This window comes from Corynebacterium silvaticum (genome assembly GCF_004382825.2).
Classification (GTDB): domain Bacteria; phylum Actinomycetota; class Actinomycetes; order Mycobacteriales; family Mycobacteriaceae; genus Corynebacterium; species Corynebacterium silvaticum.
This window is the reverse complement of sequence record NZ_SDQO02000002.1, coordinates 415,746-436,141: the sequence shown is the minus strand read 5'-3', so window position 1 is coordinate 436,141 and position 20,396 is coordinate 415,746. Positions and strand designations below refer to the sequence as shown.

Sequence of the window (20,396 nt, the reverse complement as noted above, 5' to 3'; positions counted from 1 at the left end):
GGTAGTTCTTAACGATATTCATTAATAGATCTTCAGAATCCATAACTAAACCAACGTTCTCTTTTGACCATCGGTAAATAAACCTTTTTTATTACAATCTGCTCTTCTACAAGGAGTTTCCTTACAATGAAAGCACGACTTGGAGTTCCTTCCACGCTCAAAGCAATGGTTCAGCTTGCCCCAACGCTTATCTCTTCAGGGATTCTCAGCGTAGAGGGCAATCCCTCCGCTCTCTTCTCCATTCCACAGCTTCTTGCCCGTTATAGATTTACGACTGCGCGCGAAGTTGAACAGGCATACCGCATTTGTCCGCACCGCATAGCGCTTATCGACGACGACGGCACCCTGACCTTCACCCAGCTACGCAACGATTCGCTTACCCTCGCCCGACACTTCGCGTCCCTCGGCCTCGACGACCTCAGGATCGGCGTCATGGCGCGCAACGGCCGAGCGTCCATTTATCCGCTTACGGCTAAAGGCTACGTGGGGGCGTCGATCTACCTCCTCAACATCGGGTCTTCCCCCGAGCAGCTAGCCGGATGCATCAAACGCGATGGTATCAACGTCCTGGTTATCGACGAGGAATTCGTCGACCGCCTCCCCGCCGATCTCACCGGTCTACACGTCATTGTCGGATACCGCGAAGAAACCCCCGCCCAACGCACCGCAGACCTGATCACCCTGGACGATATTGTAAAAAAGCCATGGGAAACCGCGGGCGTTTCTTTGCCCATCTTCCCCAAACACGGCAGCATCGTGCTTATGTCCTCCGGCACCACAGGAATTCCTAAAGGTGTCATGCGCAAAGAGCTCACGGCCCCCACGGTGCTCGAAAGCGTGCTCGCTCAAGTTCCATGGCGCGCGAACATGACAATTCAGCTCACCGGTTCCATCTTCCACACATGGGGATGGGCCTGCCTCAACATTGCATTCGCGCTGCGTTGCACGGTTATCACCCGCCGCGTATTCAATCCCCAAGAGGCGCTTGCCGACGTCCAAAAGCATCAGATCGACGGGATGATTTCCTCCCCCATCTTCCTTAAACAATTCTTTGCGGTCGAAGGCCAAGAAAACTACGACTGCTCTAGCCTCAAATTCATTTTCTCCTCCGGCCACTCGCTCTCTCCATGGCTTGTCGACGCCGTCCACGAGCGCTTTGGCAAAATCCTGTGCAATCTCTACGGCAGCACCGAGATCTCTGCTGCCGCTATCGCAAGCATGGAAGAGATCGCAAAGAATCCTGCTGTGGCCGGAAAAATCTGCAAAGGCACCCAGCTGGTCATCCTCGATGACAATGACAACCCCGTAGGCCCCGGGGTTCCCGGTCGCATCTTCTGCCACAACAACATGTCACTCACCGGATACACCGACCCCACCATCCCCATCCCCCGCGTCGGAGACCTCATCCAAATCGGCGACCGCGGTTACATCGATGAGAACAACTACCTCTTTGTGCTCGGGCGTGCCGACGACATGATCATCGTCGGAGGAGAAAATGTCTATCCTCGCTCCGTCGAAGAAGTCCTCGAACCCATGCCAGGCATTGCCGATCTCTATGCGAGCGGCGTGGAAGACGACGACATGTTTGAGCGCATTGCCGTATGGATCGTTCGCGAAGATTCTCCCGAAGGCTCCGCCCTTAGCGAAGACTCGATTCGTGACTGGGTAAAAAACAACCTCGCAGAACACTCCATCCCTCGCGACGTCCACTTTGTGGACTCCCTCCCACGCAATGCCACGGGCAAAGTAATCCCCCGCATGCTCAAGCCCTAAAAAGAGCACAGTGCTCGGCTGTCACAGCTTTTCGCTGTACGCGGCTGAGCACTAGTGTGCGGCGTACGTCGAGAAGCCCAACCCTTTATGCATAGGAAACACCCTGTTCTAGTAAAGTTTTCCTCATGCCCTCGTCCCGCTCGCAACGTTCCTTGCCGCACAACAAAAAGACATATTCCACTGCATCCATAGTGGCCGGTGTTCTTCATGCCATTTCCTGGATCGCTCTTATCCTGGTGTGCATCTTTGCATTCAAAAATGGCCACTTCTCAGAGCATCTCATCGGGCTTAGCTTCATTGCCGTCGCCGCCACCGGAATCTGGGTGGCGATCTGCGGGGTTAACCGCCGACGGGACAACTAAATCTTCGACTAACGATCGCTTTTGTCGTTTTTGAGAACGCTAAAAAATCTCTCCTGCGGTTTTGTATCTGAGACACCCGCTACCGTTCTCAAAAACGACATTTTTGAGTTAGCCCCGCTATCGCGTGAGCTAGATGTTCGGGTTTTGTTCAGGACGAACTGCGGTAGCTTTCTGTGTTTTACCGGTGATAACCAACAGGGCTATGCACATACACAGCAAGAAACCCCAGCTAGAAACTATCTTCTAGCTGGGGTTTTATTGAACCTCCTGCGAGAATCGAACTCGCGACCTTTTCATTGCATAATAAAGTGATTCCTCCACCAGCAGGGTGACAGACCATTGACACACGTCTCCCGACATCCAAAAGAACGCCTTCACAGGTATCGCCTGCATATTTCCAGCGCACCCACATGCCTTTGCACGCTGCCAGTTCCTCAGACGTGAGGGTGGAGAGATTCACCGGGGTCACTTCCCTCGCGTCTTTCAACTTCTTCGCTGCTTCCCTAAACTGCACGGCGAGTTTGTCCAAGCGCTTTTCCACGTCCGTGAATCTCCTTAGATCCTCGCGGGAAATGAAGATCTCTGTCTCCTTGTAGATTCACAAGCTCTTCAAGATTTTCTCTGCTTCCTGAATTCTTGTGCTCATGTTTACTGTTTCCTTTGTCTCCCCGGCGCGCTTAGGTAGCTGAGGGTAGTTTTATGGTGGCTTCATGAATATTTGTTATGCCTGCTAGATCCATCAGTTTTATGGCAGTACCAAGTTTCACGTCGTGGCCTCGACGCATTCTACCGATGGTGCCGAGGGAAAATCCTGCTTTTACTGCGCTTGCCTCGTCTGAGCTGAGTCAAATTTTTCTCGGATCAGATCAAGCACTTTTGGCCTGATTCGGTATTCCATACTTAACCTCCGTGTGCATTTTGCATTCTTATCCCATTAAGCACATACAGCGCATAATGCACAACTCATTTTGCGAAATATAATAAAATTGCACGTTGAAAACCTTTCGCATACTGCACACGAGTAACACGTTGTGCATAATGGGATATATGAGGAATCACACTGATTGGTACCGTTCAATAGTTGGAACGGACACGGAGAAGGCCGCAGCAGAGAAAGCCCGCATAACAACTAGCACTCTGAATCGTCAGCTCGCCAAAGGTATCCTGTCAGAAGGCAATGTGATCGCCATAGCCCGTGGATACGGCAAAAATCCTGTTGATGCCCTCCTTCGTGTTGGGTATCTGACAGATGCCGAGGTACGAGGAAAAGATGATGAACTCGCAGCGAGACTCACAGACCAAGAGCTAATCCATGAACTTGCAATGCGTATCAATAGTGAAGAAGCAGCATGGGAAGAAACCTTTCCCACTCGATAGGCAACGAGCTCGCAGCTCGTAGAAAAGCCAACGCCCATAGTTCCTCCCCTGATTCACCCCCGTGTGTCAGAACCATTAGCGATGATGAAGCAGCCGCGGCAATCCGCGAAGCCCACTAACTCCGTAAAGCAGCGCACCCCGCATCGGAAGAATTAGTTGAACCTGATTCGCCTTAGGAGACGCGAAAATTGGACCTCGAAGCATTCATCGAAAGCCTTGGTGTGAGCATTCTCGACACTCATGACCTTCCCTCAGGCATCGATGGCATGTATCTCCACCACCGGAAAATAATCCTTATCCGTTCCGGTCCTTGCACATGGAGCCACCGCTCCACACTTGCTCAGCTTGGATATGCTTGGTATGGCGACGCGCAGCACGGAGACCCAAGGCTTGAGCGGCGAGCTGACCAATTCGCCGCTCAAATCCTCATCACCCCCGATAATTACCGGCTCGCCGAAAGCGCACATAACGGCTGCTTAGGGGCAATAGCATATGAGCTAGGAGTGACCCCTCGGATTCTTGATGTTTGGAAACGCCTCTACCAACAAGGGCGAATCCAACCCGAGAGTTGCCTTTCACCCGCTTAAAGGAGAGCATGTTGAAGTATTACGACTTACTTTCGTCGCAACGCCCCACCGTTGCAGCTGTAGGCGTGTTTGCTTATAAAGATACGCTTCGAAGGTTGCCATCTGGAGTTCAGTATTTTGAGCTCGTTCCTGAGCCAGACAACCCCCATACGACGATCATGCAATCAGTATTAGAAGCCGCGGCAACGTCGTGGGGTACATCCCACGGGAACGGACCTCAACCTATTGGCCAATTATTGCCAGGATCACCGCATCCGGCATGATGGCTCGCGTTAAAGGCAAACTACACAAAAACGGTAATTACTTTGATATTTCCGTCTATCTTCTTAGCGGCGATAAGGCATTAACTACGGAATCTGGGCTAGTCACCAAATCGCATTCCTATACCGTACCGCCCGCCTATGGACATACAGGAGATAGCACCTTAAAAACTCCATCCGCGAAGTTCAACCACGTAAAACCTGTCGCGCTTACAGAACAAGAAAAGGCCGAAGAATCCGCCCGCAGACGACGGGAGTGGGAGGAATCGTATGCACAAAGTGGAAAGAAATCTCATTCGAGCAATCTCACACTGCTACTAGTTATTGCAGGTGTTGTTCTCTTAGTAATCATACTTATGTAAAAACCATGCAAAACCCTCCGCCTACGAGCCGCCAAGCACAACAAGTAAAGGGTTTGCCCTCACAGTCCCGAAGACAAGGACAAAAGTCATGAACAGCAACATTATTTCTATGGAACAGCACCGCTCCCGAAAAGAAGTGCCTATTTATTTGCAGGTGCCTGGGGAAATTGCGGATACTGGGACAAGGCTTTCCAGCTCGTGCAAGTGACGGAAATGTTTACTGGTGCAAGCGGTTTATTAATGATCATGGGCGGGAATCAACGATCAATGAGGTCGTTGCTAGTGAGATTGGCAAACGTATTGGTGCGTGTGTTCGTGAATGGGCGGGAATCCATGTTCCGGATACGTTTGTTGGATACCGTGTTGGAGATAGTACTCGCAGGTATTCTCTAGATGGCACGCCATTGTTCGGTTCCCTTGATCTCGAAGGGGCGGTTCTTGAGACTGAGCCGGCGGCTATTCATCATGTTCTCGATGACAGCAATCACAATGAGATTCCTAAGCTCATTGCGCTATGGGCGCTGTGCAATGTTCAGGAGGATCTTCAGTTTCTCTACGAGACTAATAATGACTACGAGATCTGGTCTATCGACCATGGCTTTTGGTTCGATTCTCTTCCGTTCCCTTGGCAGCTAAGCCCCGTAGAGCAACTAGCTGGTCGTATTCAGGTTCCACGACTTACAGCGCGCATACCAGCAGAATCTTGGGACAAGGCTATCGCGGCAATCGATAAACTAGATAATTCTCTTATTGATGAAATCTGCGGAAAACTACCCGAGGAGTGAGAGGTCACTCGTGCTGAAATAGCTACACTCGTTAACTACACTATCGGAAGAATAGACTATGCCCGTGACATACTGAATTCTCATAAACAGGTAGCAGGAAGGAGATGACATGCGCTTTGATGTCTGGACTATCCGCGTAGTTCCCCGCCCTTTGAGCGTGACCTCAATTGGTGTCGGCGTAATCGTCTACGATCCGCTCACTGCACGATTCAAAACTCACTTCTGTAATGTGAAATCTGTTTTCAACGCTCACGACAACGTAGGAGCCATCGAGCGTTCACTAAAGGTCCTCATGCAGGAAGTGGAAGATCACGTCGTTGCACAGCCCTCGTTGGAAATCAGTGAATCATTTCACCTGCCGAACCGTCTTTCCTTGCTCAACCAGCACTGGAATAACCTCATACGAGTCGATCGAGCCCGAGTTATAGCCGCTGATAATCTCGACCATGCTACGGAATTAGCGTTCGAAGTGTTCATTGGAGTCGAACCTGTCCGAGAAAGCCGCACCACGGTTTCACAAATCAGGAAAAGGATCCGAACCGCATACACCAATGACCCGGTACTGTCGGAAATCACAAAAATTGATCCACGCGTAGAAACCTCTGCTTATTCCTTTGGTCTCAACGTTGCTGTCCTCAATAACGAAGAAGTTTACGAGCTTAACCAAGCCTTCAATATCACTGATCAGCAATCCTTCGAGCGTGCCGAAGCCTGGGAACTCAAAGTTGCTCGTTTAAGGGAAAAAGGAGGCCATCTGCTATTCAATGAAGAAGCCGTGAGCATCAACGAGAATGTCGATGTTGTTGCAGTCCTTCGGAATAGCCCCCAGAACAAGAACAAAGAACAATTCCGTGTACTTACGCAACGCAAAGAAGCCGACATCGAGTCCCATGCCGACTTCTTACACAGGAGAATTGCATAACCTCGTAAATCGCCCCAGTTCTATCGAACGGGGGGTTTGTTCGGAATTTCCGAAAAGTAAAACAATTCCCTTCCACGGTCATCTTGGCGGAGGACGTGAAAGTGAGCCAACTCAGGTGAACTCTTCTCTATATGAGACGAGTCCGCCCTGACAAGGAAGAAGTGTACCTCATGGCATACGTCCGTGATCTCTGGATGAAGAAAAACCCAGATCAAACCTCACGTATTAAAAAGGTGCGATCAGCACGATGAGGCAAGGGGAAACGCTGGCAAGCCGTCTGGGTTGAAAATGGCGATGAAACAACCAGATCTTTTTATAACAAAGACGCAGCGGAGCTCCATGCTGCCCGCGCAGAAGTCGGACAAGCTGACGGCACCTGGATCACTAAAGATAAACTCGAGATCACTCTGGAAGATATGTGAGATGTATGGATAGCATCAAAAGAGGGACGCGCATCCAGCACGAAAGCTGGCTATGAGACAGCCTGGAAGCACATCAAATCCGTTTTGGCAGCGTCCCTTGTTGGAAAATTGAACGAGTTAAAGTCGCGGCGTGGATCCCAATTGTCACAACGTAAAGTGGCAAAGATAAAGAACCTCGTATCATTGGATCAGGATCGCAGCGCAAAATCGGCATCGTTATTAGAGCTCTCCTTGATCAAGCAGAAGATTTAGAAATTATTGGAAAAACAAGATCCGGTCTAATGACATACCCCACCAAGGCAAAGCAGAGCATCGTTATCTCACGGTCCGTGAGATAGACTGTCTCCTAGCAGCTGCACGTGCTATGCCCGAAGTCTCGCTCATGATTAACGTTTTGTTTTCCACAGGGCTTCGTCCGGGGGAATCAAAAGGCCTCCTCAAAGTAAAGGACTTCGATCTACTACGCGGTCGCCTATATATCCGTCGAGATGTCGATGATCTTGGGTGCCCAGATGAAACCAAGACCAGGAACCATCGAGATGTACCCATTGGTGGTGATCTTCTCTTTGACCTTGAAGACGCTGCCGAGAATAAGGACCCCAACGACTGGCTGCTCGCTGACGAAATAGGTCATGTATGGACCTCGACAAAATGGCGGCGACGTTAGCATACCGTTTGCAACAATGCACATATCTCGAAATTAAAGACATACGAGCTTAGACATACAGCGGCTTCCCTTGCCATCGCCGCTGACGCTGATGTGAAAACCGTCCAGCTAATGTTGGGACACGCTAGCGCAGCAATGACCTTAGATGTTTAGCTCACCTCTGGGAAACTGGTCTTGGCTATGTGCCCGGCGCGATGAGCACCCATATGCAGCGTGAACGGGAAAGGCTGGCAGAGAGAGCGTAGACGTAGTGAGCGTGGGCTTCGGGCCGTTTAATCTGTTCGGGTTTTGTTCAGGACGAGAAGCAATCACCTGCAACAATACGCAACACGCTATTGAAGACTTACAAGCAAAACCCCAGCTAGAAACTATCTTCTAGCTGGGGTTTTATTGAGCCGCCTGCGAGAATCGAACTCGCGACCTTTTCATTACGAGTGAAGCGCTCTACCGACTGAGCTAAGGCGGCTGGGCTTAACGCAACAGCGTCATGTCCGCGGATAAGCTTACAACATAGCGGTCAAAACTTTAAAACGAGGTGCGTAGGTGCCACAAAATCGCTTTACATTGCCAACCTAACCAATGATCCGCGCCCCCAGGCATTGCAAGGGGCACAGATCATATCGTTTCTAACCACGCAATTCCTCTAAAACATTCTCAATATAGCCCTCCTCCAAAACGTACCCCTTTTCCGTCGGATTCAGCACACCCTCCGCAACTCGAATATTCCACCACGCTTCAACAGCTGCAGGGGTGTAAATAAAACCGTACTTTTGCGTAGGCATTTTAAACGACCCACTAAGAAGATTCCCCAGAAAGATCTCCTGTTCATTCCTATTTACATTGACATACGTCACAGAATCCGGCTGCGGCTGAACATGCTGCGCTATCCAGTACAAGACATCAAAAAAGCGCCTCCCCTCCACAGAGTTATACAAGATTGCGGGGTTCATATCGTTGGCAACCGGCTCTGCTGCTTTGCGTAGGAATCGTTCAATATCAGGAGTCGGCGTAGCACGGATTGCATGCTGCAAGGTTTCTGACAATGCCCCATGCTGAATACCTTTAATCCCCATACCGTACTGATCAGAGCTATCAGTACTACTTTCATACGGGTCAGGACCAAGCTTTTCCAGAAAATCAGTCACAGAATCTGCGACAAGAGTCATTTGTCCATCTGGATCAGTATCACAATGAAGAATAGCCCCTACAGGAAAACCTTCCACACCATAATTGATGACAAAGCACTGATGCATACCATCCTTAGTATCTGCTAAGAGCAGGACTTCGTCTGATATTTCCCACTCCTGCATAAGGAACATCGCATAGTCAACTAAATCAATATTCGTTCCATTGCGAGTTGCCCCATTGCCATAGATAGTTTCCACACCAATGTCTAGTTCTTCTCCGGAGGCCAGGGTGATACCAGTAATGAAGCTGCAATCAGTTTTTAACGTGCCAACTCCAGTTTTCTGGAGTAACTGTTTGTAGTCCTCGGGTAACGTCTTGCCAAGAGCTGCTTCGATTTCTGATAGCCGCTTTGCACTGGCACGTTTTCCTTTTTGGGCAAAAATCCGTGTGAGCTTAGCCATTGTTGTGTCCTTAGGTTGCTAACGTTTTACTCCCCAGTGCCTACCCTCAAGCCCCTCTACTTAGCGGGCTCCGCAGGCCAGACGAATGCGTCCGATCATTGCATCGAAAGCTACTTCTGGGCGAACGTTGTGGTTAATGTGCTCCCTGCATAGATTTATCGCGTCGACGCAGGCAACCAGCCCTTCAGTGCTTACCTGTTGCGCTAATTCCTCTGCCAGGCCGACCATATCTGGATGCGTCCGAGCTACGTCTGCGCGCGAGCTAACCATGATGGCGTCACGGTATAGCCCTGCTAGGTCGACAAGGGACAGATCCAGGCTATCGCGAATTGCTCGCGTCCTCCGCTTTTTCTGCCGTTCCTCTAGTTCACGCACAGAAGCCTCATACCCCCGCAAAGCCTTATGCACGCCTTTGCCACGGGCTCCCATTCCCAGTGAGTTGCGTAGCTTATCCAGCTCTGCGTCGTTTTCTTGTGATAATTGTTCCTCCACTTGTTTTGTCACGGTTTTCACGATTCCGGTCACTGCTTGGAATGCCTGGTCACCATGAAAAACAAGTTCAGCCATGTTCAGTATGCTTGCGCGACGGCGCTGTGCCTCAACATCGCGGGCCAGCCACCGTGCCCGTCCGATGTGCCCGCCAGAGGAGGCCGCTGCCAGCTGCGCGTCTTGTTCTGTGATTGAGCCGTCGCGAGTAAGCACCGCCACCACTTGTTCCGTGGTGGGCTGCGGTACATACACGTGGCGACTTCTAGACAGCAGCGTCGGGATAATGTCTGTGGGATCCGTCGAGGGGGCGCACAGCATAATCACGGTGTGCACGGGGGGCTCTTCTACCGTTTTAAGTAGGGCGTTGGCGGCTCCGTCGGTAAGCCTGTCTGCATTATCCAGTATCACCACACGCCATCGCCCTACCGTCGGGCGCTTTGCGGCTGGTTCGACGACTTCCGCGCGCATCGTCTCAACGGAGATAGATAGCTCACGGGGAACGATGTGGACTACGTCAGCATGCGCATTAGCAATCACCGAACGACACTGAGGGCACCGGCCGCAACCGGCCACATGGGGGTCCTCGCATTCCAGTGCCGCCGCGAAGGCTACTGCAGCCACTGAACGCCCCGACCCAGGGGGGCCTGTGAACAGCCACGCGTGGGTCATTGCGCTGCTGTCCTCATGCGTTCGCGCCGCATACGCCGCAGCTCGGAGGGCTGGTGCAATGTGCTCGCTCACGCCCATATGCGAGAAGATGTCGTTGGTGCTCATCACTAACAAGAGTATCGCTAGTTTTGTATGACCGTTAAAGTAGTGGCATGACCAAAATGTGGCGCGCCTTTAAATGGCTCTTTGGCACATCGTGGCCGCTATACGCCACCACTGTCCTCGGCTCTAATGTGCTGGGGGCAGTTGGCGTCATGCTGTTTTTGCGATACCTCGTCCCCATGCCGGAGTTTGCGGCTTTTACCAAGGGAACCAGCTATCTTCCCACCTTAGGGATTAGCTACTTGGTGGTCGCGGTTGCTTTTGGCATCGTGGTGACGTTCAGGTTGTTTCGCCCTGTCTTGGATTGGCAGCGCCACCCAGATACTCACGACCCCAACATGGTGCGCAACCTCGTCATGCGCATCCCTTTTTATCAGTCAGCTCTGTGTGCTTTGGTGTGGCTTATCGGCATCGTGATTCTGGCGGTGGCTTCCGCACAGACTTCGCCGCGCTTAGCTCTGGCTATTGTCGTCGCCACTACGTTGAGCGGGTCTGTTGTCATTGTGTTGACGTATCTTGAAGCCGAGCGCCTCGTACGTCCTGTGGCAGCCACTGCCCTAGCCCGCAGGTTTGAGGACTCGACCCTTGAGCCTCCCATTGCTTCTCGTCTACGACTCACCTGGCTGTTGACGTCGGCGGTCCCCATCTTCGGCGTGATCCTTACGATCGTGGGCTACCATGAGGGTTTCTTTGGCCATAACATCCGCGACATTATCCCGGCTGTTCTCACGCTCTCGCTTGTTTCACTTGTCACGGGGTTCCTGGGCACGACCTTATCCATTATGAGTGTTGTAGACCCCATCCTGGAGCTGCAGGGGGCCATTAACAGGGTGCGCCGGGGAGAAAGCGACGTCCAGGTGGACATCTACGATGGTTCCGAGCTGGGCGTACTGCAGGCGGGTTTCAACGAGATGATGCGTGGGCTAAAAGAGCGCCAACGTGTCCGCGATATTTTTGGCCGTTATGTGGGCGCTGAGGTCGCGCGTCGGGCACTCGAAGAAAAACCTCAGTTGGGCGGCGAGGACAGAGAAGTCGCTGTGATCTTTGTCGATGTCATTGGCTCCACTACCTTCGCTGTCAATCATGGCCCAGAAGAGGTTGTGGCAGAGCTGAACAAGTTTTTCGAGCATGTAGTCGGCGTGGTTCACCGAAATAAGGGCATCATCAACAAATTCCAGGGCGATGCCGCCCTTGCGGTTTTCGGTGCACCTATTACGCTTTCCGACGCCACCGGGCATGCACTCGCCGCCGCGCGTGAACTGCGGCAAGAGCTCAGCGGGCTACGGTTGGAAGCCGGTATTGGTGTTGCCTCAGGGCACGTGGTTGCAGGGCATATTGGTGGTCTTGATCGTTTTGAGTACACAGTCATCGGAGACGCTGTGAATACCGCAGCGCGTCTCACTGAGATTGCCAAAGACACTCCTGGCCGTGTTCTTACTAACGCCGCAACCCTCAAGAAGGCTAACGAGGCGGAACAGGGCCGCTGGACGCGCATGAAGTCCGTGGAACTGCGTGGCCGCAGCATGATGACGCAGCTTGCACGCCCCATCCGCCCGACGCTTGCAGACCGTTCTTAGCGAGAAAACGCTAACTCCAATTCTTTCTTTCGGATACTCGCGCAGGAATATTTCCCCAGAGAGCACGGCAGTACGCGTAGCTTATCTGTCGACCGAATGGACTTTTACCGGGCCTCAGTTCTACGCTAAATCCGATCTTTTTGTGATTCTTGCGCGTTTGCTGGCCCTCTGTGAACCGCGCATCTTTCCCCACATACTAGGAAGGAAATGTCGTGTCTGACACCGACATTGCGAAACCAGCCACGGGTTCCAGTATCCGCGAACTCACTCTGCGCGCCGTCATCATCGGCGGCCTGATCACCCTCGTGTTCACGGCCGCCAATGTTTATCTGGGGCTTAAAGTTGGCATTACTTTTGCCACGTCCATCCCCGCTGCGGTTATCTCGATGGCGATCCTGCGTCGTTTCGCAGGCCACACCATCCAAGAGAACAACATCGTTCAAACGATTGCATCTGCAGCTGGCACACTATCCGCCATCATCTTCGTCCTCCCCGGCCTCATTATGGTCGGATGGTGGAGCGGATTCCCCTATTGGACCACGGCTTTTGTCTGCGCAATTGGCGGCATCCTCGGCGTGATGTATTCCATCCCGCTACGTCGTGCCCTGGTTACTAGCTCTGATCTCCCTTATCCCGAAGGTGTGGCAGCAGCTGAGGTCCTGAAGGTCGGCAACGACGCAGGCAATGCCCAAGAGCACGAAGGTAATAAAAAAGGCCTGGCCGTTATCATCTATCTGGGGCGGAATTGCATCTGCAGGTTACTCGCTGCTCGCTGCAATGAAGGGTGCCGCAGGATCAGTTTCCGCCACGTTCAAAGTCGGTGCCGGCGGAACTATGTTTGGTTCCAGCTTGTCCCTCGCCCTCATTGGCGTAGGCCACCTGGTTGGCCCTGCCGTCGGCATCTCTATGATCGTCGGACTCCTGATCTCCTATGGTGTTCTGCTTCCCTACTTCTCCGCAGCTCCTCTAGCGGCAGGCGGCGAGCTTTCGAGCGTCGTCAGTTCTACCTTCGTCGGCGAGGTTCGCTTTGTCGGTGCCGGCGCAATGGCAGTCGCAGCAGTATGGACGCTTATCAAAATCATCGGCCCCATTGTCAAGGGCATCAGGGAATCCCTTGCGTCCTCCCGAGCACGTGCCGCTGGTAGCGACGTAGAGCTCACCGAACGAGACATCCCATTCAAGCTGGTCGTCGGAACGATCTTAGCCGCCATGCTGCCCGTGGGCGCCCTGCTGTATCTCTTCATTCACGCATCTGAAATTTCCCACCACACAGCAACGCTCGTGATCCTCAGCATCGTGTTCGTGCTGCTCATTGGTCTCATCGTTGCCTCTGTGTGCGGTTATATGGCTGGCCTCATCGGCGCATCCAACTCCCCCATCTCCGGCGTGGGCATCATCGTTGTTCTCACTTCGGCCCTGCTGATCAAGGTAGTTACCGGTTCCGAGTCCGACTCCAACGCTCCTGCCCTGGTTGCCTACACGCTGTTCACCTCCGCTGTGGTCTTTGGTATCGCCACGATTTCAAACGACAACCTGCAGGACCTCAAGACCGGCCAGCTTGTCAACGCCACCCCATGGAAACAGCAGGGCGCCCTCATCATCGGCGTGCTCTTCGGCTCGATTATTATTCCTCCCGTCCTCCAGCTCATGCTCGACGGCTTCGGCTTTGTAGGAATGGAAGGCGCTGGCGACAACGCTCTCGCGGCCCCGCAGGCAGCACTGCTCTCCTCGGTAGCAAACGGCATCTTCGGTGGCTCTCTCAACTGGAGCCGCATTGGCCTCGGCGCCATCATCGGCGTCATTGTCATCATCATCGACGAGGTCCTCAAGCGCACCAAGGGCTGGAGCCTCCCTGCGCTCTCCGTAGGCATGGGCATCTACCTCCCTATTGCCCTCACGGTCATCATTCCGGTCGGCGCATTCATCGGCTACTTCTACGACAAGTGGGCAAAGAAGCAAAGCAATCCGGAGTTCTCCAAGCGCATGGGCATTCTGCTTGCCACCGGCGTAATCGTGGGCGAATCCCTCTTTGGTGTATTCAACGCCGCTATCGTTGGCGGAACAGGTGTTGAAGAACCACTTGCTGTCTTTGGTTACGGCGAAAATGTCGCCACCTGGGTAGGACTCATAGTGTTTACTCTCCTCGTGGTATCGCTCTACCGCTGGGTTCGTAGCAAAGCCTCTGCCTAAAGCAGACGCAATCCCCTCTGACTGAACTTCTGCGAGTTCTAACAGAGGGGATTGTTGCGTTTAGGGCCCCAAGCCCCAAAGCACCCCCAGAACCTGCATTACCGTAGATACTAGAGGCTTCAAGGGCCCAAAAACTGCTCAATGTCTATGGTAATGCAGGCTCGAAGCGGGAATTCATACCCAGACACAAAATTAGGCCCCTTTAAAGGGGCCTAATTTCAGTAGATCATTTCTTGCGTCCAGCTTTGACCACTCGTTTTGTGGTCTTCGCAGGCTTTTTCACAGCCTTTTTCGCTGTGGTCTTCTTGGTCGCTTTCTTCGCAGCCTTCTTTGCCGTCTTCTTCGTAGCTTTCGCCGTGCCGCCATCCGCGGCTTCCTTCGCGCGACGCTCTGAAAGAAGCTCGTTAGCGCGCGCATCCGTAAGCGCCGTGGGGTCGTCGCCTCGTCGCAAAGAAGCGTTGGTGGCGCCGTCGGTTACGTAAGGGCCAAAGCGTCCATCGCGCACGGACATGGGATTGCCGGAGACGTCGTTATCGCCAAGTTCTTTGATCACGGATTGGGAGGTGGCACCTCGGCCGCGTCGTTTAGGCTCAGCGTAGATTCGGCGGGCCTCGTCGAGAGTGATAGTAAAGATTTGCTCTTCTTTGGCCAGCGACCGCGAATCATTGCCCTTTTTCAGGTAAGGACCATAGCGACCGTTCTGCGCAGTAATGGGCTCATTATCGCTAGGGTCAACACCGACCTCGCGCGGAAGGGCCAGAAGCTGCAGGGCTTCCTCAAGCGTGACGGTAGCAGGCTCCATGGCCTTGAACAGCGACGCGGTGCCTGGTTTCAGGGTCTCGTCGACGATCTCAGCGATCCGCTTTTCTTTCTGCTTAACTGCAGTCTTGGTCTCCCAGTTCTTGGCGCGTTTACCCTCGGCGGCACGCTGCTCATCTTCGGCTTTGCGCTCAGCGGCAACGATCTCTTCTGCCTTAGTCTCCACTTGGGTGCGCTCATCGTCGTTGACCAGCTCGGTGACGTAAGGGCCAAAACGCCCTTCCTTGGCCACGATCATGCGATCGTTCTTGGGGTTCCTGCCCAGCTCACGGCCAGATTGAGGAGTCGCAAACAGTTTCTCCGCCACATCGAGGGTCAGCTCGTCTGGGGTGGTGGTGTCTGACAAGTTGGCGCGCTGATATTCGGCCTCGCCATCAGCGGTCACACCGATCTGCCGTTCGATATAGGGGCCGTACCGCCCAACACGGACGTTAACGGCGCGGCCTTCTGCGTCCTGGAAAAGTTCTAAGGAGTTGACCAAACGCGCGTCAATGTGTTCGAGGTTGTCGCCAACCAGCGCCTTAAGTCCGCCGTGGCGTGCGATGGATTCTGCAGTAGCGTCGGAGGCTTGGGCATCGCCAAAATAGAAACCGGTGAGCCATGCAGTGCCGTCTTCCCGTCCTGCGGCGATGTCGTCTAGCTCATCTTCCATCGAGGAGGTGAAATCGTAATCGACGAGAGCGGAGAAGCTCTTCTCCAAAAGGCCAACGACCGCAAAAGCCACCCAGCTGGGGACGAGCGCGTTACCGCGGGAATAAACGTATCCGCGATCTTGAATGGTCTTGATGATCGAGGCATACGTCGATGGGCGTCCAATGCCCAGCTCTTCCATTTTCTTCACCAGAGACGCCTCTGTGTAGCGCGCAGGCGGGTTGGTGGAGTGCTCGTCGACTTCCAGCTTGTTCACGTCCAGTGCGTCGCCCTCAGCGAGACGAGGCAGATGGCGTTCGGCGTTATCGGCGAGGTCGCGGCCGTCGGAAAGCTTGGTGATTTCCACGTATGCGCGCAGGAAGCCCGGGAACGTGATCGTTCGTCCAGTAGCTGAGAACTCAGCGTTCTTTCCTGCGATGGTCACCTTCATGGAGGTGCCTTTGGCATCTGCCATCTGGGAAGCGACGGTGCGCTGCCAGATGAGCTCGTAGAGTTTAAATTCCTCGGCATCGAGCTGGGAGTGAAGTTCTCCGGGGGTCGCAAAACGCTCGCCCGCCGGACGGATAGCCTCGTGAGCTTCCTGCGAGTTCTTCACCTTGCGGTCGTAACGACGCGGCCCATCCGCCACATAATCATTCCCATAAAGGGAAATCGCTTGTTCACGAGCAGCCTTGAGGCCCTGCTCCGACAGTGTCGTGGAGTCTGTACGCATATACGTGATGTGGCCGTTTTCATACAGTCGCTGCGCGATACGCATGGTGCGCTCGGAAGTAAAGTGCAGCTTGCGGCCGGCCTCTTGCTGCAGAGTTGAGGTCATAAACGGCGCATAAGGGCGGCGGGTATAAGGCTTTTCTTCCACCTTGGCCACGCTCATAGGAGCGCCTGTCAGCTCCGCAACCAATGCCTCGGCACGCTGCTTATCGACGACCACAACGTCGCCTTTAAGCTCACCGCGATCATTGAAGTCGCGGCCCGTAGCTACGCGCTTGCCATCGACAGAGGTAAGACGGCCAGTGAATTGATGTGGATTGCCATCCGTATCAGGCTTGCCCGTATCGAATTCCGCCTCGATGTCCCAGTACTCAGCGGAAACAAAAGCCATACGCTCGCGTTCCCGTTCAACGATCACACGAGTAGCCACCGACTGAACACGGCCCGCAGAAAGCCTCGGCATGACTTTCTTCCACAGCACCGGGGAGACCTCGTAGCCATAGAGGCGATCGAGGATACGGCGAGTTTCCTGCGCATCGACCAAGTTTGCGTCCAGCTCGCGGGTGTTCTCGGCAGCCGCCAGAATCGCTGGTTTAGTGATCTCATTGAACACCATGCGCTTCACGGGCACTTTAGGCTTGAGAACCTCAAGCAAGTGCCATGCGATGGCTTCCCCTTCGCGGTCGGGGTCTGTGGCCAGTAGGAGTTCGTCGACAAGCTTAAGCTTTTGCTTGAGATCGGCGACTTTCTTCTTCTTGTCCGGGCTGACCACATACAAAGGCGCGAAGCCGTTCTCTGTGTTCACGCCAAGCCGAGCCCACGGCTCCTTTTTGTACTTAGTTGGAACATCTGCAGCGCCTCGCGGGAGATCGCGAATATGTCCCACGGAAGCCTCGACGATGTAGTCATCACCTAAGTAAGGGGCAATTTTCTTAGCCTTCGTCGCAGACTCGACGATCACAAGGCGCTTAGGTCCGCTCTTTTCAGCCATAAAAGGTGAAAACCTCAATTCACAAAAAGCACGATAAAAATGCGTTGGCACCTTATAGTACGGGTCTACTACGCACCTTTGTCCAACGCAGGAATCCCAAAACACTAATAGGGCAGGAAAAAGGGCGTTTCTCACTCCCCTTATCGGATGGCTCAACTATAAAAAAGTACCCCCGACGGTCATCATATGACCGCCAGAGGCACTAAAGCTTGTAGGTGCTACGCACTTCCGCTTACGAGGAATTACAGAGCGTGAACCTGCTGAGCCTGAGGACCCTTAGCTCCCTCGCCGATCTCGAACTCAACCTTCCGGTTCTCTTCGAGAGTGCGGAAGCCATTGCCCTGAATCTCAGAGTAATGAACGAAAACATCAGCGGAGCCATCGTCCGGTGCGATGAAGCCGAAACCTTTTTCAGCGTTGAACCACTTCACAGTTCCCTGTGCCATATTTAAAACCTTACTTCTAGAATTTTCGGTGAATACCGAATTGCAGTGGAGCCGTTCATCCTCACACCTCGGAAACACCACGAACTTTCATGTTGGAAAGCCCGCAGATCACCTCTGTAAAAATGCCACCAACCGTTAGCTGGATTCGGCGACCACTGCCCAGTGTGTCATGTTTAAGCGCTCAGCGATAGGTCATTCAAAAAAATGCTAGATTGTTGCAGGTCGCACTAAAATAATTAAGGATTCCCCATGGCTGGAACTAACCCCGATATGGGGTATCAATTGGGCCAAGAGCTCGCTTCCATCGTGGCAGACAGGTACCCCAACTCCACGTGTACGCACCTGGAAACCACCCCAGCCAAGCCAGCACGCTACGCAGAATGGCCAGAATGGGTCTATCCCCCTATCAAAGAAGCCCTTGTGAACCGAGGCATCCAACAGCTGTACGCCCACCAGCAAGAAGTCGCACACAATGCGTGGGAAAAAATAGACACCGTCATTGCAACGGGCACCTCCTCCGGCAAATCACTGGGTTATCAGCTCCCCATACTTTCCTGTCTTGCATACGACTCCACCGCATGCGCGATCTATCTCACGCCCACAAAGGCACTCGGATCAGATCAGCTCAATGCAGTCACGCAACTAGTGCAAGAAGCGCAAACCATGGGAGGCGATACGGTACGCTCTGTCCATCCTGCGCCTTACGACGGCGACACCCCCTCCGATGCGCGCTCCGGAATCCGCGAACAGTCCCGCTTCATCTTCACCAATCCCGACATGCTCCACGCCGGAATTCTTCCCAACCATCAGCGCTGGGCACGGCTATTACGACACCTGCGGTTTATCGTGATCGACGAATGTCACTCCTACCGAGGAGTCTTCGGCGCTGGGGTCTCCCTTGTTTTACGTCGGCTTCTCCGGATAGCGGCCCGCTATGGAAGCACCCCCACGGTGATCTTGGCATCAGCCACAAGCAACAATCCCTCCGAACACGCCGAATTACTCCTAGGCCGTCCCGTACATGCGGTTACCACGGATTCAGCCCCCACCGGCGCACGCACCGTCATGTTGTGGGAACCAGGCTTTCTCGACGGCGTGGAGGGCGAGCATGGTGCTCCTGTACGGCGCGCAGCGTCATCGGAGGCAGCCAGCATCATGGCTACTCTCATCGCAGAAGGCGCACGAACCCTTACTTTTGTCCGCTCTCGACGCCAAGCCGAACTCACCGCTTTACGTTGCGCAGAAGAGCTGTCCTATCATGGCCGCCCTGATCTGGCCCGCCGAATTTCAGCTTATCGAGCCGGCTATCTGGCCGAAGATCGCCGAAAAATCGAAGAACAGCTAGACAACGGCGAACTCCTCGGCGTCGCCAGCACCAATGCCCTGGAACTCGGTATAGACGTCGGCGGACTCGACGCAGTAGTGACCGCAGGTTTCCCCGGAACTGTCGCTAGCTTTTGGCAGCAGGCAGGTCGAGTTGGCCGACGCGGCCAAGGTTCCTTAGTCACCCTCGTCGCCCGCGATGAACCCATGGACACGTATTTAGTCCATCACCCGGAAGCACTTCTTGGTAGACCCATCGAGCGCACCGTTTTCAACCCACATAACCCACACATTCTGGCCGGACATCTCTGTTGTGCAGCATCAGAGGCTCCCCTCTCCGACGCAGAGATTAACGCCTTGGGGGCGCAACAAGTAGCTGAGCAGCTAGAGCGCGAAGGATTGCTGAGACACCGCCGCCACGGGTGGTTTGCTGTTGAGAAACCCGGCGAACCACCCGCGCATGAGCTAGTGAGCCTACGAGGATCCGGATCCGCCATCACCATTGTCGATGAGACTGACGGTCGAGTCTTGGGCACCATCGAACAGACTCGGGCGGTCTCCCAAGTCCATCCTGGCGCGGTGTATCTCCACCGGAGCGAGACTTTTGTTATTAACAGCCTCGATCTTGACCAACGCCTTGCACTAGCCCGTCCTGATGCTCCCGACTACAGCACCTACGCCCGAAGCACCACAGACATCCGCATCCTAGGCGACGTAGACAAAGTTGCTAACCCCGCACCTGGCCTGTGGGTTTCCAACTTACATGTGGAAGTCACCGACAGGGTCACAGGTTATGTGGTGAAGGCACCAGACGGATCGGTTCTAGACGTGGTTCCTCTCCAACTACCACCGCAAACGCTCGTCACGCGTGCGGTTGCGTACACAATTGATCCGCTTGTCCTGACCCAACTAGGGATCACCGATATCCCCGGCGCGCTGCATGCCGCCGAGCATGCGGCTATCGGCATCCTTCCGCTGATTGCTACATGCGATCGCTGGGATATTGGCGGTGTGTCCACAGAGCTTCACCCAGACACTGGGCTACCCACAGTCTTTGTCTACGACGGACACCCTGGTGGTGCTGGGTTTGCCGATTGCGGTTACGATCGCTTCCCCGAATGGATTGCCACGACCTTTGATGCGATCCGCTCATGCTCGTGCGAGTCGGGGTGTCCGTCCTGTGTTCAATCGCCTAAGTGCGGCAACGGGAACAGCCCTCTGGATAAGGGCGGCGCGCTAACATTGCTTGGCACCATGTGTGCGATGCTCGGTGTCACGCCTTAGCCGGAGGTCTCTGCGTTCATAGAGGTTACGGTGTATAA

At 53.8% G+C, this 20,396-nt stretch carries 13 protein-coding genes, 1 tRNA gene and 2 pseudogenes; 10 read left to right on the top strand and 6 right to left on the bottom strand.

Features of this window, described 5'->3' with window-relative positions; translation table 11 throughout:
* Positions 1 to 126 precede the first annotated feature (126 nt).
* Complete coding sequence (locus ET810_RS06235; protein WP_087453297.1) at positions 127 to 1,773, top strand: acyl-CoA synthetase; 1,647 nt, start codon at positions 127 to 129, stop codon at positions 1,771 to 1,773.
* A gap of 125 nt (positions 1,774 to 1,898) precedes the next feature.
* Positions 1,899 to 2,135: a hypothetical protein gene (locus ET810_RS06230; RefSeq protein WP_087453296.1), complete on the top strand. Its 237-nt coding sequence runs from the start codon at positions 1,899 to 1,901 to the stop codon at positions 2,133 to 2,135.
* Between the two features lie 229 nt (positions 2,136 to 2,364).
* Here ET810_RS06230 and ET810_RS06225 read toward each other — a convergent pair whose 3' ends face one another.
* Positions 2,365 to 2,676, bottom strand: a complete 312-nt coding sequence (locus ET810_RS06225) for a hypothetical protein (protein ID WP_087453295.1) — start codon at positions 2,674 to 2,676, stop codon at positions 2,365 to 2,367.
* 506 nt (positions 2,677 to 3,182) lie between these two features.
* Between ET810_RS06225 and ET810_RS06220 the strand changes: the two genes are divergently transcribed.
* From ET810_RS06220 to ET810_RS12635, 5 genes and pseudogenes are all read left to right on the top strand, one after another.
* On the top strand, positions 3,183 to 3,512 hold the full coding sequence (locus tag ET810_RS06220) for a hypothetical protein (protein ID WP_087453294.1): 330 nt from the start codon (positions 3,183 to 3,185) through the stop codon (positions 3,510 to 3,512).
* A 777-nt stretch (positions 3,513 to 4,289) separates the two neighbouring features.
* Positions 4,290 to 4,721: a hypothetical protein gene (locus tag ET810_RS06210; RefSeq protein WP_225870234.1), complete on the top strand. Its 432-nt coding sequence runs from the start codon at positions 4,290 to 4,292 to the stop codon at positions 4,719 to 4,721.
* A 167-nt stretch (positions 4,722 to 4,888) separates the two neighbouring features.
* Positions 4,889 to 5,506: a HipA family kinase gene (locus ET810_RS12640; RefSeq protein ID WP_225870235.1), complete on the top strand. Its 618-nt coding sequence runs from the start codon at positions 4,889 to 4,891 to the stop codon at positions 5,504 to 5,506.
* A gap of 109 nt (positions 5,507 to 5,615) precedes the next feature.
* Complete coding sequence (locus tag ET810_RS06200; protein WP_087453290.1) at positions 5,616 to 6,428, top strand: DUF3037 domain-containing protein; 813 nt, start codon at positions 5,616 to 5,618, stop codon at positions 6,426 to 6,428.
* A gap of 786 nt (positions 6,429 to 7,214) precedes the next feature.
* Positions 7,215 to 7,670, top strand: a pseudogene (locus ET810_RS12635) (tyrosine-type recombinase/integrase).
* Positions 7,671 to 7,910: 240 nt separating this feature from the next.
* On the opposite strand, the gene ET810_RS06185 reads toward ET810_RS12635, so the two are convergent.
* The 3 genes from ET810_RS06185 to ET810_RS06175 all read right to left on the bottom strand — a co-directional run bounded on the left by ET810_RS06185 (position 7,911) and on the right by ET810_RS06175 (position 10,369).
* Positions 7,911 to 7,983, bottom strand: a tRNA-Thr gene (locus ET810_RS06185).
* A 160-nt stretch (positions 7,984 to 8,143) separates the two neighbouring features.
* Positions 8,144 to 9,106, bottom strand: coding sequence for an SMI1/KNR4 family protein (locus ET810_RS06180; RefSeq protein WP_087453289.1), 963 nt, complete (start codon positions 9,104 to 9,106; stop codon positions 8,144 to 8,146).
* A 60-nt stretch (positions 9,107 to 9,166) separates the two neighbouring features.
* Positions 9,167 to 10,369 carry a DNA polymerase III subunit delta' gene (locus ET810_RS06175; RefSeq protein WP_134316146.1) on the bottom strand — a complete coding sequence of 401 codons (1,203 nt, stop codon included), beginning with the start codon at positions 10,367 to 10,369 and terminating at the stop codon, positions 9,167 to 9,169.
* A 47-nt stretch (positions 10,370 to 10,416) separates the two neighbouring features.
* Between ET810_RS06175 and ET810_RS06170 the strand changes: the two genes are divergently transcribed.
* Together ET810_RS06170 and ET810_RS06165 are read left to right on the top strand one after the other, a co-directional pair.
* Positions 10,417 to 11,943 carry an adenylate/guanylate cyclase domain-containing protein gene (locus ET810_RS06170; protein ID WP_134316145.1) on the top strand — a complete coding sequence of 509 codons (1,527 nt, stop codon included), beginning with the start codon at positions 10,417 to 10,419 and terminating at the stop codon, positions 11,941 to 11,943.
* A gap of 212 nt (positions 11,944 to 12,155) precedes the next feature.
* Positions 12,156 to 14,133: pseudogene (locus ET810_RS06165) on the top strand (OPT family oligopeptide transporter).
* A 226-nt stretch (positions 14,134 to 14,359) separates the two neighbouring features.
* On the opposite strand, the gene topA reads toward ET810_RS06165, so the two are convergent.
* Positions 14,360 to 17,305, bottom strand: coding sequence for a type I DNA topoisomerase (gene topA, locus ET810_RS06160; RefSeq protein ID WP_087453286.1), 2,946 nt, complete (start codon positions 17,303 to 17,305; stop codon positions 14,360 to 14,362).
* A gap of 242 nt (positions 17,306 to 17,547) precedes the next feature.
* Positions 17,548 to 17,751: a cold-shock protein gene (locus tag ET810_RS06155; protein WP_087453285.1), complete on the bottom strand. Its 204-nt coding sequence runs from the start codon at positions 17,749 to 17,751 to the stop codon at positions 17,548 to 17,550.
* Between the two features lie 249 nt (positions 17,752 to 18,000).
* On the opposite strand from ET810_RS06155, the gene ET810_RS06150 reads away from it, so the two are divergent.
* On the top strand, positions 18,001 to 20,358 hold the full coding sequence (locus ET810_RS06150; protein WP_087453284.1) for a DEAD/DEAH box helicase: 2,358 nt from the start codon (positions 18,001 to 18,003) through the stop codon (positions 20,356 to 20,358).
* Positions 20,359 to 20,396: the final 38 nt, after the last annotated feature.

Excerpts from the sequence above, each read along its gene's own strand:
- ET810_RS06235 (WP_087453297.1), top strand. The coding sequence starts at position 127 with ATGAAAGCACGACTTGGAGTTCCTTCCACGCTCAAAGCAATGGTTCAG.
- ET810_RS06230 (WP_087453296.1), top strand. The coding sequence starts at position 1,899 with ATGCCCTCGTCCCGCTCGCAACGTTCCTTGCCGCACAACAAAAAGACA.
- ET810_RS06220 (WP_087453294.1), top strand. The coding sequence starts at position 3,183 with ATGAGGAATCACACTGATTGGTACCGTTCAATAGTTGGAACGGACACG.
- ET810_RS06200 (WP_087453290.1), top strand. The coding sequence starts at position 5,616 with ATGCGCTTTGATGTCTGGACTATCCGCGTAGTTCCCCGCCCTTTGAGC.
- ET810_RS06180 (WP_087453289.1), bottom strand. The coding sequence starts at position 9,106 with ATGGCTAAGCTCACACGGATTTTTGCCCAAAAAGGAAAACGTGCCAGT.
- ET810_RS06175 (WP_134316146.1), bottom strand. The coding sequence starts at position 10,369 with ATGAGCACCAACGACATCTTCTCGCATATGGGCGTGAGCGAGCACATT.
- ET810_RS06170 (WP_134316145.1), top strand. The coding sequence starts at position 10,417 with ATGACCAAAATGTGGCGCGCCTTTAAATGGCTCTTTGGCACATCGTGG.
- topA (WP_087453286.1), bottom strand. The coding sequence starts at position 17,305 with ATGGCTGAAAAGAGCGGACCTAAGCGCCTTGTGATCGTCGAGTCTGCG.
- ET810_RS06155 (WP_087453285.1), bottom strand. The coding sequence starts at position 17,751 with ATGGCACAGGGAACTGTGAAGTGGTTCAACGCTGAAAAAGGTTTCGGC.
- ET810_RS06150 (WP_087453284.1), top strand. The coding sequence starts at position 18,001 with ATGGCTGGAACTAACCCCGATATGGGGTATCAATTGGGCCAAGAGCTC.